Raw genomic sequence first — 16,623 nt, 5'->3', positions numbered from 1 at the left:
AATTCGATTTTGTCTGACTATATGCGCCAACGCATGGCGTCAACGGCGCTTGATACGGGGGAGGAAACAGGGTGAAGACGGGCATCGTCCGACTCGCCTGCACGCACCCGGCTCGGCCGTCCGTGTCGCCTGCACCCCGATTGCCCCTGTTCGTCCGTCCACTTGCTGCACCGGAATTTCCATGACCGACATGCCCCCCCTGCGTAGCCGCGCCTGGTTCGACAACCCCGAGAATATCGACATGACGGCGCTCTATATCGAGCGCTATCTGAACTTCGGCCTGAGCCAGGAAGAGTTGCAGTCGGGCAAGCCGATCATCGGCATCGCCCAGACCGGCAGCGACCTGTCGCCCTGCAACCGCCACCACCTCGTGCTGGCCGAGCGGCTGCGCGAGGGGATTCGCGAAGCGGGCGGCATCGTCCTCGAATTCCCGGTCCATCCGATCCAGGAAACCGGCAAGCGTCCGACCGCCGGCCTTGACCGCAACCTCGCCTATCTGGGTCTGGTCGAGGTGCTGTACGGCTATCCGCTCGACGGCGTGGTGCTGACCATCGGCTGCGACAAGACGACGCCGGCGTGCCTGATGGCCGCCGCGACGGTCAACATCCCCGCCATCGCGCTGTCGGTCGGGCCGATGCTCAACGGCTGGCACAAGGGCGAGCGCACCGGATCGGGCACGATCGTGTGGAAGGCGCGGCAGCTGCTCGCCGCCGGCGAGATCGACAACAAGGAGTTCATCCGGCTAGTTTCCTCGTCCGCACCCTCGACCGGTTATTGCAACACGATGGGCACGGCGACGACGATGAACTCGCTGGCCGAGGCGCTCGGCATGCAGTTGCCGGGGTCGGCTGCGATCCCCGCGCCGTATCGCGACCGGCAGGAAATCGCGTACCGCACCGGCCTGCGCATCGTCGACATGGTCCGCGAGGATCTGAAACCCTCGCAGATCCTGACGAAGGACGCGTTCCACAACGCGATCAAGGTCAATTCGGCGATCGGCGGTTCGACCAACGCCCCGATCCATCTGGCGGCGATCGCCCGCCATATCGGCGTCGACCTGCCGATCGAGGATTGGCAGGAACAGGGCCACAAGGTCCCGTTGCTGGTGAACCTGCAACCCGCCGGCGAATATCTGGGCGAGGATTATTACCGCGCGGGCGGCGTACCGGCGGTCGTCAAGGAACTGATGGGTGCGGGCCTGATCGCCCAGGACGCGCTGACCGTGAACGGCAAGTCGATCGGCGACAATTGCCGCGACGCGACGATCGAGGATGAAAAGGTCATCCGCCCGTTCGGCCAGCCGCTGAAGGAAGAGGCCGGCTTCATCGTGCTGAAGGGCAATCTGTTCGACGCGGCGGTCATGAAGACCAGCGTGATCGGTCCCGAATTCCGCGAACGCTATCTGTCCAACCCGAACGATCCCGAAGCGTTCGAAGGGCCGGCGGTCGTGTTCGACGGCCCCGAGGATTATCACCACCGCATCGACGATCCGTCGCTCGGCATCACCCCCGAAACGCTGATGTTCATGCGCGGCGCGGGGCCGATCGGCTATCCGGGTGCCGCCGAGGTCGTGAACATGCGTCCGCCCGCCTATCTCATCACCGAGGGGATCAGCGCGCTGCCGTGCATCGGCGACGGGCGTCAGTCGGGCACGTCGGGATCGCCCTCGATCCTCAACGCCAGCCCCGAAGCGGCGGCGGGTGGCGGCTTGGCGCTGCTGCGCACCGGCGACCGCGTCCGCATCGATCTGGGCAAGGGCCGCGCCGACGTGCTGCTGGCGGACGAGGAACTGGCACAGCGCCGCCGCGAGCTCGAAGCGGCCGGTGGCTATCAATATCCGGCGTCGCAGACCCCGTGGCAGGAAATCCAGCGCTCGGTCGTCGGCCAGATGTCGACCGGCGCGATCCTCGAAGGGGCCGAGGCGTATCAGCAGATCGCCCAGACCCGCGGCCTGCCGCGCGACAACCACTAAGGGCACGTCAGGACCGATCGACCTTCCGTAAGGTTTCGACTTCCCCCCTCCCTGATCAGAGCGTCGGGCCGGTCATGCCCCCGGCATGACCTAAACAGTGCGGGGCACTGTTTACCCGACGCTGGGTCGGGGGTGGGTTGGCCCGCGAGGGAGCGACCCGCCAGCCCCAGACCGACCCACCCCCAGTCTCCCTTGTCAGGGAGGGGAGCAGTTTGCCGACCTCGCAGCTGAATATCGATCGGTCGGAGGTAGCGGTGCAACCACCACCCTACCCCCGCGTAGCGTCGAACCGCGCCAGCTCATACCCGATCGACGCCTCGACCAGCCGCTCCCACAAATCCGCGACCACCGCATCGGGCACCCCCGCCGCCGCCGCCGCCGCGCGCGCATTCGCGATCACCTGTGCCTTGCGCGCCTCGTCGCGCACCGCTTCGCGGCCCGGCTTGATGCGGGCGGCGGCGTCCATATAGGCGAAGCGCCGCGCCAGCAGCGCGACCAGTTCGCGGTCGACGTGATCGACCCCGGCACGGACGTCGGTCATGGTAGTGCAGTCGGGGCCGGGCAGGATCGTCATGCCCCGCGCTGTGGCGGCTGCGCTGCGGCTTGTCCAGCTTGACTCTGTCGGACCATCCGGCTAGGCGCGCCCCTTCGCAATTCGGCCCCGCATTCCCGGTGAAGCGGTGGCCCCGGTCGCAAGACCGGCGGCGAATACCGGGAGCCGCGATCGTCCGACTGGATGGTCAAACGTTACTGCAATTGCATTGGATTTACGATGTCGAAGCGCTCCAGCGCCAAGTACAAGCTCGATCGCCGTCTTGGCGAGAATATCTGGGGTCGTCCCAAGAGCCCGGTCAACAAGCGGGAATACGGCCCCGGCCAGCATGGTCAGCGCCGCAAGGGCAAGATGTCGGACTTCGGCACCCAGCTGCGCGCCAAGCAGAAGCTGAAGGGCTATTACGGCGACGTCACCGAAAAGCAGTTCAAGCGCACCTATGAAGAAGCGTCGCGCATGAAGGGCGACACCGGTCAGAACCTGATCGGCCTGCTCGAACAGCGCCTCGACATGATCGTGTACCGCGCCAAGTTCGCGCCGACCGTCTGGGCCGCGCGTCAGCTGGTCAGCCACGGCCACGTCCGCGTCAACGGCGTGAAGTGCAACATCGCGTCGCGTCGTTGCTATGTCGGCGACGAAATCTCGCTGGGCACCAAGGCGCAGGAAATGGCGCTGGTCCTCGAAGCGCAGACCCTCGCCGAGCGTGACATCCCCGAATATATCGGCGCCGAAGGCACCAAGGTCACCTTCACCCGCGTTCCGACGCTGGACGAAGTGCCGTATCCGGTGAAGATGGAACCGAACCTGGTCGTGGAATTCTACTCGCGCTGATCTCGCGCTGAGCCAAGGTCCAGCGCAGCTGGACCGAGGCAACCCCTCAGCGCGAGCGGCCGGCGCTGCACAAGCAGCGACCGACGGCGCGGGCTTTGCCCGCTACGCTGGCAGAAACCGAAAGGGCGGCCTCGCAAGGAGGCCGCCCTTTTCGTATCCACTGTACGCCGGCCCGATCCTGCGACACCTTGGCCGCCTCCCATCCAAGCGAGGCTCCATGCGCCACCTGACGATCGCCCTGTCCGCCCTGTTCCTCGCCACCCCCGCGCTCGCGCAGACCGCTCCGCTCCACGGCAATGCCGAAATGGCGAAGCTGTTCGCCGAGGATCAGGCCGTTCGGCAGAACGTCAAACCCGAACAATATAAGGACATGGCCTTCGTCCGCCGGATGATCGCCGACGACATCGCCCGCCGGGCACGGACGCGGACCCTGCTCGACGAGGGCAAGTTGACGACCGCCGAGGATTATTATGCCGCGGCCTTCGTGTTCCAGCATGGCAGCCAGCCCAAAGACTATCTTCTCGCGCACACGCTCGCTCTCGCATCGGCTGCGCGAGGCATGAAGGATGCCAGTTGGATCGCGGCCGCCACGCTCGACCGCTATCTGCAATCGATCGGCCAGAAACAGATTTACGGCACGCAGTTCGGGCGCAAGGGCGATGCGCCGATGACGCAGGAACCCTATGACCGCGCACTGATCCCCGACGCGCTGCGCACCGCGCTCGGCGTGCCGGTACAGGCCGAACAGGACAAGCGACTGGCCGGGATGCAGGTGAAATAGGGCCTTTCCTACCGCGCGACGAACGGTCAGGATCGCGCAGGTTTAGCTTGCCTGCCGCTCTTTGACGTCGTCAGATCGACCCACCAACGGTGCTCGGTATTGCGAACGCTATGCAACACAAGCGTCGTTAGTGTGACCTTCGTGACCTTTGGACGCGCTACAGCCCGCTCGCGCGTAACTGCGCCCGCAAATTGGTCCGCGTCCGCTCATCCACCGGCGGCAGTTCGCGCGCGCCTTTGCCCTTGCGCAGCCGCGCGCGGTCGCGCTCGTCGGGCACCACCACCCGCACCCGCACCGGCACCACGCCGGCCCCGCGCGCGCCCAGCGCCTCCGCCGCGCCGCGTGACAGGTCGAGGATGCGCCCGCGCCCGGTGAACGGCCCACGGTCGTTGACGCGCACCAGAACCCGCCGCCCGCTGTCGAGTGCGGTCACCTCGACATAGCTCGGCAGCGGCAGGGTGGTGTGCGCGGCGGTGACCCAGCCGGGCCGGAACCGCTCGCCATTGGCGGTGCGCCCGCCCGATTCGCTGCCATACCAGCTCGCCAGCCCCAGCATGTCGTACGCCGGATCGACGGCGGGCGCATAGGTGACGCCGCGCACCTGATAGGGCCGCCCGACCTTGACCACCGCATCGCTGACCGGCCGGTACCCGCCACCGGCACAGGCCGATAGCAGCAGAACGGCACAGGGCAGGAGCGAGCGCAACTTCATCGCCAATCCCCTAGCGCACCACCGCCCCCTTGCCGACCCCCGTCCGCGCCCGCTAGTCGGGGAGCACCCAAGGAGACGCCCCATGAAGACCCGTGCCGCCGTCGCGTTCGAAGCGAAGCGCCCGCTCGAAATCGTCGAACTCGACCTCGAAGGCCCGAAGGCCGGCGAGGTGCTGATCGAGATCATGGCGACCGGCGTCTGCCATACCGATGCCTATACGCTCGACGGCCTCGACAGCGAGGGGATCTTCCCCTCGGTGCTCGGTCATGAGGGCGCGGGGATCGTGCGCGAAGTCGGCGCGGGCGTGACCAGTGTCGCGGTCGGCGACCATGTCATCCCGCTCTACACCCCCGAATGCCGCCAGTGTAAGTCGTGCCTGTCGGGCAAGACCAACCTGTGTACCGCGATTCGGCAGACGCAGGGCAAGGGGCTGATGCCCGACGGCACGACCCGCTTCCGCTACAAGGGCCAGCCCATCTATCATTATATGGGCTGTTCGACCTTCTCGAACTTCACCGTCCTGCCCGAGATCGCGGTCGCCAAGATCCGCGAGGACGCGCCGTTCCAGACCAGCTGCTATGTCGGTTGCGGCGTCACCACCGGCGTGGGCGCGGTGGTCAACACCGCCAAGGTCGCGCCGGGCGACAACATCATCGTCTTCGGTCTGGGCGGCATCGGCCTGAACGTGTTGCAGGGCGCGCGGATGGCCGGCGCGAACATGATCGTCGGCGTCGACATCAATCCGGCGCGCGAGGAATGGGGCCGCCGCTTCGGCATGACCCATTTCGTCAACCCCAAGGACGTGAGCGGCGATCTGGTCCAGCATCTGGTCGCACTGACCGATGGCGGCGCGGATTACACCTTCGACTGCACCGGCAACACCGACGTGATGCGACAGGCGCTGGAGGCATGCCATCGCGGCTGGGGCACCAGCATCATCATCGGCGTGGCGGAGGCTGGCAAGGAGATCGCCACCCGTCCGTTCCAGCTGGTGACGGGGCGCAACTGGCGCGGCACCGCGTTCGGCGGGGCGAAGGGGCGGACCGACGTGCCGAAGATCGTCGACTGGTACATGAACGGCAAGATCGAGATCGACCCGATGATCACCCACGTCCTGTCGCTCGACGAAATCAACAAGGGCTTCGAGCTGATGCATGCCGGGGAAAGCATCCGCTCGGTCGTCGTATATTGATTTGGTTTTGACAGGTGAAATTTCTTCGCGAATATAAGCGGAGAGAGGACACGCGATGACCGCAGGGCAGCGTCCCGCCAAGCTCGGCTTCGGCGGGGCGGCGATCGGTAATCTATATCGTCCGGTCGGCGAGGATGCCGCCCGGGCGACGATCGACGCTGCATGGGATCACGGCATCCGCGCGTTCGACACCGCGCCGCATTACGGGTTCGGCCTGTCCGAACGACGGTTGGGCGATGCGCTGGCGGAACGCGATCCGGGCGGCACCGCCTTCGTATCGACCAAGGTCGGGCGCGTGCTGCGACCGGTGCCCGAGAGCGACCTCGCCACCGAACGGCAGGGCTTCGTGTCGCCCGAGCCGGTCGAGAGCGCCTTCGACTATTCGCGCGACGGCGTGCTGCGGTCGTTCGATGCCAGTCGCGGCCGGTTGCGGCGCGATCGCATCGACCTGTTGCTGGCGCATGATCTGGGCGCGATGACCCATGGTGCCGATGCCGGTGCACGGATGGCGACCTTTCTCGACGGCGGCTACCCGGCGATGCGGAGCCTGCGAGACGCGGGGGCGATCGGCGCGATCGGCATCGGCGTGAACGAGATCGCGGTGTGCGAGGACTTGCTCGACCGGGTCGAACTCGATGCGATCCTGCTTGCCGGCCGCTACACGCTGCTCGAACAGGGCGCGCTCGACACGCTGCTGCCGCGCTGCGAAGCGATGGGCGTCCGCCTGATCCTCGGCGGGCCGTATAATTCGGGCATTCTCGCTACCGGCACCGGCGGCGACGCGCGCTATAATTACGAAGCGCCGCCGGCCGATATCGTCCGCCGGGTCGATGCGATCGCCGCGATCTGTGCGCGCCATACCGTGCCGATGGCGGCGGCGGCGCTGCAATTCGCGATGGCGCATCCGGCGGTCGACACCGTCATCCCGGGCATGGCCGACCGCCAAGAAGTCGCGCAGGCAGTGACGCTCGCCACCCTGTCGCTGCCCCCCGCGCTGTGGCACGATCTGATCGAGGCCGGTCTGGTCCGCGCCGACGCCCCCGTTCCTTCCTCGGAGACTGCATGACCCGTCTGTCCGGCAAAACCGCCATCGTTACCGCCGCCGCGCAAGGGATCGGCCGCGCCGCCGCCGAACTGTTCGCCCGCGAAGGGGCGCGGGTGCTGGCGGTCGACATCAATGCCGACGCGCTCGCGACGCTCGATGGCTGCGAGGCGCATATCGTCGACCTGCTCGACGCACAGGCGATCCGGGATTTCGCCGGCCGGGTCGGCGCGGTCGATATCCTGTTCAACTGCGCGGGCTTCGTCCATGCCGGTACGATCCTGACCACCGAAGAGGCCGATTGGGACTTCAGCTTCGACCTGAACGTCCGCGCGCAATATCGCCTGATCCGCGCCCTGTTGCCGGCGATGATCGATGCGGGCGGCGGATCGATCGTCAATATGTCGTCGGTCGCCAGCCATGTGATCGCGGTGCCCAACCGCTTCGTCTATACCGCGTCGAAGGCAGCGGTGATCGGCCTGACCAAGTCGGTGGCGCTCGATTTCGTCGGACAGGGTATCCGCTGCAACGCGATCTGCCCCGGCACCGTCCAGTCGCCGTCGCTGGAGGAACGCATGGCCGCAACCGGCGACGCCGCAGCCGCGCGCGCCTCGTTCACCGCCCGCCAGCCGATGGGGCGGCTGGGCCGGGCGGAGGAAATCGCCGAACTGGCGCTGTACCTCGCCTCCGATGCATCGTCCTACACCACCGGCGCGGTGCATGTGATCGATGGCGGCTGGTCGAACGCATGATCCATGTCCTGACCCTCGACCTCGCCGACGATGCCGCCGCCATCTCCGAATATGAACATTGGCACCGGCCGGGCAACGTGCCCGCGCCCGTGCTGGCGTCGATCCGCGATGCCGGGATCACGCAGATGGACATCTACCGCGCCGGCAACCGGCTGGTGATGACGATGGCCGTCACCGACGCGTTCGATCCGGCGGCCAAGGCCGCTGCCGACCTCGCCGATCCTGATGTCGTCGCATGGGAAGCGAAGATGGGCCAGTTCCAGCGGGTATTGCCGCACGCCCCCGATGGCAGCCGCTGGACGCCGATGACGCGCATCTTCCGCCTGACCGACCACGCATGACGCGGCGGTCGGGCCTGTCACCGTCCGGCTGGGCCGATATCAACGACGCGTCACCGCGCGTTTCGCGATACCGTCGGCGCTGACGACAAGAATGGACCCGGACTTCGCCGGGCGGAGAGGAAGCCATGCCGATCCCGATCTTCACCGCCCCACCGCCGCCGTCCGGTGCCTCCACCGATCCCGGCGCGCGTCGCTTCATCACGCCGGGGTTCGGCGTCGGCTTTGCGGTGGTGGTCAGCCTGTTCTTCCTCTGGGCGATCGCCAACAACTTCAACGACATCCTGATCCGCCAGTTTCAAAAGGCGCTGGCGCTGAACCGGGCGGAGGCGGGCTTCATCCAGTTCGTCTTCTATCTCGGTTATTTCCTGATGGCGCTGCCCGCCGGGATCATCATGCGCCGCTTCGGCTATCGCGCCGGTATCCTCGCGGGCCTCGGCCTGTACGCGGTCGGCGCGCTGCTCTTCTACCCGGCGGCGGAACTCCGCGAATTTGCCGGGTTCCTCGCTGCGCTGTTCGTGCTGGCGGCGGGGGCGGCGTTCCTCGAAACGGCGGCCAACCCCTATATCGTCGCCTTCGGCGATCCGGCGCGGGCCGAACAACGGTTGAATCTGGCGCAGGCGTTCAATGGCTTGGGCGGCGCAATCGCACCCAGCATCGGCGCATTGTTCATCTTTTCCGGCGTCGAGCATGATCGTGCGACGCTCGACGCGATGGCCCCCGCCGCGCTCGAAGCCTATCGGGCGAGCGAGGCGCAGATGGTGCAGTTGCCCTATCTGGTGCTGGCCGGGGTCGTCATCCTCATCGCGATCGCGGTGGCGGTGGTTCGCCTGCCCGATATCGCCCATGACACGCGCGGAGGCACGCTGGCGGGGCTGAAGTCGGTGATCGGTGTCCGGACGCTGCGCTGGGCGGTCGTCGCGCAATTCTTCTATGTCGGGGCGCAGGTCGGGGTGTGGAGCTTCTTCGTCGACTTCGTGAAGTCGCTGAGTCCGGCGACGCCCGAGCGCGACGCCGCCTATCTGCTGTCGATCAGCCTGTCGCTGTTCCTTGCCGGGCGGCTCGTCGGGACGCTGTTGATGCAGAAGGTCGCCGCGACGCGGCTGCTGGCAGGATTTGCGTTGGCCAACATCGTGTTGACGCTGGTCGCGGCGCTGGCCGGGGGCATGGTCGCCATCGGGGCGCTACTGCTGACCGGCTTCTTCATGTCGATCATGTTCCCGACGATCTTCTCGCTGGGGGTGCGCGATCTGGGACCGCAGGCGACGCTAGGCGCGCCGCTGATCGTGATGGCGATTATCGGCGGCGCGCTATTCCCGCCGGCTATGGGATTGCTGAGCCACGATATCCTGTCGATCCAGACGACGATGCTAATACCGTGCCTGTCATTTGCGGTCGTGCTGGCGTTCGCATTGGCGATGCGTCGAAACGCCGTTTCAGGGGGGTAGGCACATGCGATACGGGCGGGCGGGGTTGGCGGGCGCGGCACTGTGGCTGACGGCGGCGGCACCCGATCCCGGCGTCGAGGCGGCGGTGCGCGCCGCGCTGGCGCAGGCTCCGGCGGGAACCCGGTTCGGCCTGGTCGTCCGCGATGCGGCGGGCGTCGAGCGCGTCGCGATCGATCCCGACAATCGCTTCGTACCCGCTTCGAATACCAAGATTTTCACGACCATCGCTGCCTTTGCCCATCTGGCGGTGACGGGACCCGACGATGCCCGGACGGGCGTACGGATCGAAGGGCGCGACGTGGTGTTGGTGGGTGCGGGCGATGCGCGGCTGTCGTCGGCGGGGGATTGTCGCAGCGACTGCCTGACCATACTGGCCGATGCGGTGGCGGCGACCACGCGGGTGGTGGGGGACGTGATCGGCGACGACAGCCGGTTTCCCGACCAACGCTGGTCGCCGGGCATGGGGTGGAACAACATCGCCACCCGGTCGGGAACCGGCATTTCGGCGCTGTCGCTGGACGACAACGAACTGGTCCTGACCGTCCGTGCCGAGGGGGGGCGGGCGGTGGTAGGCGGTTCGGACTATTACCGGATCGACAACCGGGTGACGGTCGGGGCGCGCAACGCCATCGGCTATGACCGGATGCCGGGCAGCGACCTGCTGCGGGTGTCGGGGACGGTCGCCACGGGGGACGGCGAGCGCATCCGGGTGGGGATCGACGACCCCGCGCACTATGCGGCGTGGATGTTTGCGAAGGTGTTACGTGACAGGGGGGTGCGAGTGGCCGGCAAGGTCGTGGTTCGCCACCGGCCCTATGTCGCGGCGGAGGACGGGGCGGTCGTCGAACGTGGCACTTTCCCGCCGATGTTGGCACAGGTGCAGCCCGGACCACTGGTCGAGGACATCGCGCTGACCAACAAGGTCAGCCAGAACCTGCATGCCGAACTGCTGCTGCGTCGGATCGGCGCGGTTCGGGGGACCGGATCGATCGCCGACGGGCTGAAAAACGTCGGCGCGATCATGACGCTGGCTGGCGTGCCGCGCACCGCATGGGATCTGTCCGACGGGTCGGGCATGTCGACCTATAACCGGGTCAGCCCGCGGGCGATGGTCGCGCTGATCGGCTGGGCACGGGCGCAACCATGGGGTGCCACATGGCTGGAGACGCTGCCGGTCGCGGGGGTCGACGGCACGCTGGCGCGCCGGTTCCGCGACACGCCGCTGGCCGGCAGGCTGCGCGCCAAGACCGGATCGCTGTCGGGCACCTCCGCGCTGGCGGGGACGATAACCGCGGCGAGCGGGCAGACGCTGACCTTCGCGCTCTATGCCAACGACATTCCCGAAGGCGCGTCGGCGACGGCGGCGATGGATGCGGCGCTGAACGCGGCGGCGGCGGGTCTGTAGCGCGGGGGACGGGGTTCTCGACGGATGCTTCCGGGCAGGCTCGAAGCTACTCGAACCGAACGGATGGGGGCGGGGGCCAATATGCCCCCTCCCCTCCCGTCAATGCTTGCGCGGGATCATGTGCAGCACGCCGGCGATGATCGCGCCGATGACGATGCCGACCACCGCCGACAGCGCGGCGTTGACGATCCAGTTCACGGCGCCGCCGATCGCGGGCAGCGCCGCTGCGGCGTGATGCGCGACGTCGTGGATCAGGTGCGGCAGGGTGACGAAGCCGAACTCCTCCATCCCGTGCACGATGATCTGCCCGCCGACCCACAGCATCGCCGCGGTGCCGATCAGCGCCAGCGCCTTCAGCAGCACCGGCATCGCCTTGACCAGTCCGCGCCCGACCGTCTGCGCGACGGCGCTGGCGCGCTGGGCGAGGGCAAGGCCGATATCATCCATCTTCACGATCAGCGCGACGACGCCGTACACGCCGACCGTGATCGCGATGCCGACCGCCGCCAGCACCACCGCCTGCATCCACACCGGCATGTCGGGCAGTTCGTTCAGCGCGATGATCATGATTTCCGCCGACAGGATCAGGTCGGTGCGGATCGCGCCGCTGACCTGCATGCGTTCCAGTTCGGCGGGATCGGCGATGGTCGCCGCTTCCGCTTCCGCATGTCCGCCGAGCCATGGGGCGAGGATCTTTTCCGCCGCCTCGAAACACAGGAACGCGCCACCCGCCATTAGGATCGGGGTGATCGCCCATGGCGCGAACACCTTCAGCAGCAGTGCCGCGGGCAGCAGGATCAGCAGCTTGTTCTTTAGCGATCCCAGCGCGATCTTGCCGATGATCGGCAGTTCGCGCGCAGGCGAGAGGCCGACGACATAGCGCGGGGTCACCGCCGCATCGTCGATCACCACCCCCGCCGCCTTGGCCCCGGCGCGGCTCGCCGCCGCGGTCACATCGTCGAGCGACGCCGCCGCCAGCTTCGCGATCGCCGCGACGTCGTCGAGCAGTGCCACCAATCCGCCAGCCATCCACAATCCCCTTGTTCCGTAACCGACCGGTAGCGGCACCCGTGCGGCAACGCCATGGCAAGCGTGACCGCAAATGATTTCCGGGGCCGCCGCCCGGCGACGATCTGCGCACCGTAACGCACCGGCCCGTTGCGCGGTCGCCATCGCATGGGAACCGGCGGCGATGCCGGCATTCACGCCGTGTGACGCAGCGACAACGCCCCACCGCCGGACGGACCATCGATCCGGCCGTACTTCCGCCTATCTTTTTGAACCGCACAACGTGGCGGGAAGGTGCCGTTACCCATCTTCCGTCCCGGCAACACGATCGGATGGCCGGCATATACCGGCCAGGTCGATCGCAAGCCGCTGTCGGATCAGGACAGGCTGGGCTTTGCCATGGTGTCGATGGCCGAGCGGCTGCGCGGCGTGGTCGGCGATGCGAGCGGCATCGCGGTCGAACGCGCCGCAGGCGCGATGCGGACCATCGCCCAGAAGATCGGCATCGTACAGGAAATCGCCCGCCAGACCGATCTGCCGGCGCTGAACGCGGGGGGAGGCCGATGCCGTGCTCTTCCCGAAACCGGGCGACGCCGTCATCGCCACCGGTTGCCCCGGCGGCGTGGCACCCGCGCGACGGGCACCAGGACGCCGGGGCAATGCTATTCGGGCACGAAATTGGACGGGGTCATCGGCGGCGGCGTGTCGGGCGAGGTGAGCAGGCCGGTGTCGGGATCGTAGCGGAACGTCTCGACGATATCGCCAGTCGTGGCGGTGATGACGCCGCGGGCAAGGTCGTCGGTCACGCGCACGCCCCGCGGCGCGTCGGTACCGCAGCGGATCAGTCCGCCGTCCTGAAACCCGCCGACGCCCGCCGGACGGATCAGGCAGGCGCGACCGTCGGGGCGACCGATTTCCAGCCATCCCTCCGGCGTGATCCGGTGGAAGTAGAAGTCGCTCCCGTCCGGCGCGATGGTGGTGAAGGTTTCGCCCCGGCCATATCGGTGGCCGTTGCCCGGAAGCCCCTTCACCCCGACGCCATTATGGGTGAGCAGCCCGTCGGGGCCGAGATAATAATGGCCGATCTGCGTGCCGGTATTGCGCGGCCAGCGCAGGTGCATATGGACATGCGGCGGCGCGTCGACATGGCCGTGCGGTGCGTTGGTGTCGAACCCCATCACCTGGATACGCCCGAAGTCGCGGCGTTCGGCCTCTTCGCCGAGACCGAGCGTACGGATCACCTCGCGCTGCGCGAATTCGAGCACGTCCGCCGCACGCCGTTCCGTTTCCGGAAAGCGCCCGGTCGCATAGGCACCGGCGCGGCGCTGCGGCACGGCATGTTCGAAGCGCAGGACCATCCCCGGCTCGACGATATGGGTCGTGACCTCCGCCGCGGTGATCGCATCGTGCGCGAGCGGCGGGAGTTGCACGATCGTCGCACCGCCCGATCGAACGAACGGCACGTCGCCACTCTCCAGCACGACCCGGCGCACGGCGTCGGCCGGCCCCGTAAAGCGCAGTTCCAGCGAGCGGCGGCGCGGCACCGCCAGCGCGATCACCGTCTCACGCGCATTTTCCGCGGCGTAGAGCGGCGTCGTGACGACGGTGCAGGCACGACACGACGCCGGATCGAAGCGGGCGACGGGCGCGTCGGCCGATCCCCGCTTCACGAACTTTAGGACGACCTGCACCGTGTCGGCGGGCTGCTCCGCAACCGCTGGCGTCGCGGCGGACAGGCAAAGCGCGGCTACCCATGCACACGCCCTCACAGCGTCGGCTTCCACGAAAGGCCGAGCCAGAAAATGCGGCCGACCGGGAAGAAATAATTGACATAATCGCGGCCGACGCCCTGCCGGACGACGAACGGCGCATTGGTCACGTTCTGCACCTGCCCGACCAGTTCCACGCCGTCGCGGACCGCATAGCGCGCCTGGACGTCGACCTGCTGGCGGGGTTCCTGATACAGGTCGCGCGTCGGCGTGTCGCCGTCGGCCGATTGCAGCGCCCGGCCGATGCGGTTGTACGATCCGCGCAGCTCCACCGGGCCGATGCCGTAGAAGACGGTCAGGTTGGCGATATAGTCCGGCTGCTGGATCAGTCCGCTGGTCTTGCGCGTGGCTGGCAACCCGGCGGCGATGCCGGCGACGCTGACCGGCTGGCGATAGGATCCGTCGAGCAGGGTAAAGTTGGCGTTGAAGCCCAGCCCCGGCACGGCGGGAATCCGGTCCATCGCATAGGCGACCTCCAGCCCCTTCACCTGCGCGCCGGCGGCGTTGCGCGGGGTGCTGACGAACACGCGGTCGTAGCGGATGCCCTGGAACAGCGTGGCCGGTCCCTGCTGGCTGCTGGTGAAGATCTCGTTCCGGATGTCCTTCACGAACCCCGCGACTGAAATCATGCCCGCGCCCATATACCATTCGTAGGACAGGTCGTAATTCCACGCCTCGCGCGGTTTCAGGTCGGGGTTGCCGGTGTTGATCGTCAGCGTGCCGTCGGTGCCGACCCCGAACGACGTGCGCGCGGCATATTGGCTGTAATCCGGGCGGCCGATCGTCTTCGACACGCCTGCGCGCAGCCGCATCCCGTCGTCCAGCTGATAGGTGGCAAGCGCGGACGGCAGCCAATAGGCATAGTCGGTGGTGCGGCGCGTCGCCTGATAGTCCGACGCGCCGGCGCGGATCGGCGCGTTGGTGTCGATGACCAGCGTCGTCGCGTCATAGCGGACACCCGCCTGCACGTCGAAGCGATCGGCGCGGAACAACGCCTGGGCATAGCCGGCCTTCGTCGTTTCCAGATCGCGGAAATCGTCGGCGGCGTTGTTGCCGCGCTGGTCGGTGGTGACGAAGGAGGCACGGTTCTGATCGAACCGCTGCCATGCCGCCGCGCGGTCGATCAGCAGATAGGGGACACCCGGCGTCATATAGGTGCCGGGCCGCTGATCGTAGAGGATCGGTGCCAGCCCGCCGACCGCCTGCTGGCCGGCGACGGTGCCCGGCACATATTCGACGTACCGCTGATCGTAGGACAGGTCGGTGCGCGTCACCGCCGCACCGACATTGATCCCGAAACCGCGATCCTGTGCGGATGCGTTCGCGCCGAGGTTCACGCGCGCGAAATCGACGGTGGAGTCGAGGTCGCGGGCGATCTCGCGAAAATACAGCGCCTTGTAGCTGTCGGGGTTCGCGCCGGCGGTATCGTCATTGAACGTGAGCCGCGGTCGACCGTCGACGATGCGGTAGGCATAGCCGAATTGCGGCAGGAAACCGACGCTCGTGGTGCCGGGGCGCGGACTGGTGTCGTATTTTATCATCTCGCGCTGTTCGCGATATTGGGCGTTCGAGCCCGCCAGGACGGTGTCGAGCACGAAGCCGTCGCCGAAATCATGCCGCCCCTTGGCATCGATCAGCCAGGTATCACGCGTCACCGGCTGAAAGGTGAGGCCCTGTTGCAGATCGCCCAGCGCGAAGCGGCCGCTCTCGGCGGTCACGCCGGTCGGCGCGCCGGTCGGCGTCGTCAGCACCTCGTACCGGGTTTCGGTATCCTTGTCGCGGTAATAGCCGCCGAACAGCGACACCTCGGTCGCGTCGTCGGGTCGCCACTCCAGCTTCAGGTTGCCGCTCAGCCGCGTGCGCATGTTTTCGAAGAAATAATCCTGGTTGCGCACCGGCACCGCAAACCCGGTCGACCGATTGGGGAACGGCGTGCGCGCGCCGGCCGGCGTGAAATAGGACCAGCCAGCGCCGTTGGTGTCGCCGGGCAGTTCGGCGCGCGCGGTCGACGGCAGACGCTGATATTCGACCGAGGCGACGACGCCGAAGTCGCGATCGGCACCGAAGCGCATCGCCCCGGTCGCGTCCGCACGGATCGCCGGGCCGCCGCTGCGCACCAGCTTGCCGGCGGTGTCGTTGTACCCGCCATTGGCGTTCATCACGAGGAACCGGTCGCTGCGCCCGTCGAACGCGCTTTTCGACACGATGTTGATCTGACCGCCCAGCGCATGGGGATCATAGGGCGCGCTGACGCTCTTGATCGCCTCGATCCGCGACACCAGCGAGGCGGGCAGCATGTCGAGCCGCGCGCCACGAAACACCCAGTCGGGCGAGGCGAGCGGAATGCCGTCGATCGTGACGAGATTGTATCGCGGATCGAGACCCCGGATCGTGGCGCGCTGGTAGATGTCGCGGTTCTTGGTCGGGTCCGCGCCGCCCACCACCGACACGCCGGTGATGCGGCGGCTGGCCTCGACGATGTTCAGGTCGGGCAACCGGCCGACATCGTCCTGCGACACCGCGTCGAGGATCACCGCCGAATCGCGCTTCGCCTTCGTCGCCGACCGCTGCGATGCGCGGAAACCGGTGACGACGATGTCTTCGCCCGGATTGTCCTGTGTCGCGGCGTCGGTGGCCGGCGGCGACGCCGTCTGTCCCAGCGCCGACGTTCCCGTCAGCAGCGTTCCCGCAAGTAAGGTGGCCGTCCATCGTGTTCCGTAACGCATCGCGAATCATGTTCCCCGGTTGATCCACTCTTTATATATCGTGCTGTATGATATTAATTTGACAGTCGCTGCCGATGTTGCGATTTTTCTGTTC

The 16,623-nt window shown here is 67.3% G+C and carries 14 protein-coding genes and 1 pseudogene; 10 read left to right on the top strand and 5 right to left on the bottom strand.

Annotated features, from left to right (window positions below; genetic code table 11):
• Positions 1 to 181: 181 nt before the first annotated feature.
• Positions 182 to 1,972, top strand: a complete 1,791-nt coding sequence (locus tag ASE50_RS09205; RefSeq protein WP_156347381.1) for an IlvD/Edd family dehydratase — start codon at positions 182 to 184, stop codon at positions 1,970 to 1,972.
• A 268-nt stretch (positions 1,973 to 2,240) separates the two neighbouring features.
• On the opposite strand, the gene ASE50_RS09200 is transcribed toward ASE50_RS09205, so the two are convergent.
• Positions 2,241 to 2,546, bottom strand: a complete 306-nt coding sequence (locus ASE50_RS09200) for a chorismate mutase (RefSeq protein WP_056398953.1) — start codon at positions 2,544 to 2,546, stop codon at positions 2,241 to 2,243.
• A 198-nt stretch (positions 2,547 to 2,744) separates the two neighbouring features.
• On the opposite strand from ASE50_RS09200, the gene rpsD reads away from it, so the two are divergent.
• Positions 2,745 to 3,356, top strand: a complete 612-nt coding sequence (gene rpsD, locus ASE50_RS09195; protein WP_056398950.1) for a 30S ribosomal protein S4 — start codon at positions 2,745 to 2,747, stop codon at positions 3,354 to 3,356.
• Positions 3,357 to 3,573: 217 nt separating this feature from the next.
• The gene (locus tag ASE50_RS09190; RefSeq protein ID WP_056398946.1) at positions 3,574 to 4,137 is read left to right on the top strand and encodes a hypothetical protein; all 564 of its coding nucleotides are present in this window, start codon (positions 3,574 to 3,576) and stop codon (positions 4,135 to 4,137) included.
• A 157-nt stretch (positions 4,138 to 4,294) separates the two neighbouring features.
• Here ASE50_RS09190 and ASE50_RS09185 read toward each other — a convergent pair whose 3' ends face one another.
• A complete protein-coding gene (locus ASE50_RS09185) occupies positions 4,295 to 4,849 on the bottom strand; it encodes a septal ring lytic transglycosylase RlpA family protein (RefSeq protein ID WP_056398941.1) in 555 nt (184 codons plus the stop codon).
• An 82-nt stretch (positions 4,850 to 4,931) separates the two neighbouring features.
• Between ASE50_RS09185 and ASE50_RS09180 the strand changes: the two genes are divergently transcribed.
• The 6 genes from ASE50_RS09180 to dacB all read left to right on the top strand — a co-directional run bounded on the left by ASE50_RS09180 (position 4,932) and on the right by dacB (position 11,026).
• Entirely contained in the window at positions 4,932 to 6,041 is a 1,110-nt protein-coding gene (locus ASE50_RS09180) for an S-(hydroxymethyl)glutathione dehydrogenase/class III alcohol dehydrogenase (protein WP_056398936.1), read from the top strand.
• Positions 6,042 to 6,096: 55 nt separating this feature from the next.
• Positions 6,097 to 7,107, top strand: coding sequence for an aldo/keto reductase (locus tag ASE50_RS09175; RefSeq protein ID WP_056398930.1), 1,011 nt, complete (start codon positions 6,097 to 6,099; stop codon positions 7,105 to 7,107).
• Complete coding sequence (locus ASE50_RS09170; protein ID WP_056398929.1) at positions 7,104 to 7,835, top strand: SDR family oxidoreductase; 732 nt, start codon at positions 7,104 to 7,106, stop codon at positions 7,833 to 7,835. The genes ASE50_RS09175 and ASE50_RS09170 overlap by 4 nt, the downstream gene beginning before the upstream one ends.
• The gene (locus ASE50_RS09165) at positions 7,832 to 8,176 is read left to right on the top strand and encodes an L-rhamnose mutarotase (RefSeq protein WP_056398926.1); all 345 of its coding nucleotides are present in this window, start codon (positions 7,832 to 7,834) and stop codon (positions 8,174 to 8,176) included. The genes ASE50_RS09170 and ASE50_RS09165 overlap by 4 nt, the downstream gene beginning before the upstream one ends.
• 125 nt (positions 8,177 to 8,301) lie before the next feature.
• On the top strand, positions 8,302 to 9,621 hold the full coding sequence (fucP, locus tag ASE50_RS09160; RefSeq protein WP_082438934.1) for an L-fucose:H+ symporter permease: 1,320 nt from the start codon (positions 8,302 to 8,304) through the stop codon (positions 9,619 to 9,621).
• A 4-nt stretch (positions 9,622 to 9,625) separates the two neighbouring features.
• Positions 9,626 to 11,026, top strand: a complete 1,401-nt coding sequence (gene dacB, locus ASE50_RS09155; RefSeq protein ID WP_056398923.1) for a D-alanyl-D-alanine carboxypeptidase/D-alanyl-D-alanine-endopeptidase — start codon at positions 9,626 to 9,628, stop codon at positions 11,024 to 11,026.
• A gap of 99 nt (positions 11,027 to 11,125) precedes the next feature.
• On the opposite strand, the gene ASE50_RS09150 is transcribed toward dacB, so the two are convergent.
• Positions 11,126 to 12,055, bottom strand: coding sequence for a DUF808 domain-containing protein (locus ASE50_RS09150; RefSeq protein WP_056398921.1), 930 nt, complete (start codon positions 12,053 to 12,055; stop codon positions 11,126 to 11,128).
• Between the two features lie 333 nt (positions 12,056 to 12,388).
• Here ASE50_RS09150 and ASE50_RS18270 point away from each other — a divergent pair.
• Positions 12,389 to 12,607, top strand: a pseudogene (locus tag ASE50_RS18270) (hypothetical protein); the annotation flags it as partial.
• Positions 12,608 to 12,696: 89 nt separating this feature from the next.
• Here ASE50_RS18270 and ASE50_RS09140 read toward each other — a convergent pair.
• On the bottom strand, positions 12,697 to 13,803 hold the full coding sequence (locus ASE50_RS09140; protein WP_056399528.1) for a hypothetical protein: 1,107 nt from the start codon (positions 13,801 to 13,803) through the stop codon (positions 12,697 to 12,699).
• Positions 13,800 to 16,529, bottom strand: a complete 2,730-nt coding sequence (locus ASE50_RS09135) for a TonB-dependent receptor (RefSeq protein WP_056398916.1) — start codon at positions 16,527 to 16,529, stop codon at positions 13,800 to 13,802. The genes ASE50_RS09140 and ASE50_RS09135 overlap by 4 nt, the downstream gene beginning before the upstream one ends.
• Between the last annotated feature and the right edge of the window lie 94 nt (positions 16,530 to 16,623).

It is taken from the genome of Sphingomonas sp. Leaf5 (genome assembly GCF_001421155.1).
Classification (GTDB): domain Bacteria; phylum Pseudomonadota; class Alphaproteobacteria; order Sphingomonadales; family Sphingomonadaceae; genus Sphingomonas.
This window is presented reverse-complemented; position numbering and strand designations above follow the sequence as displayed.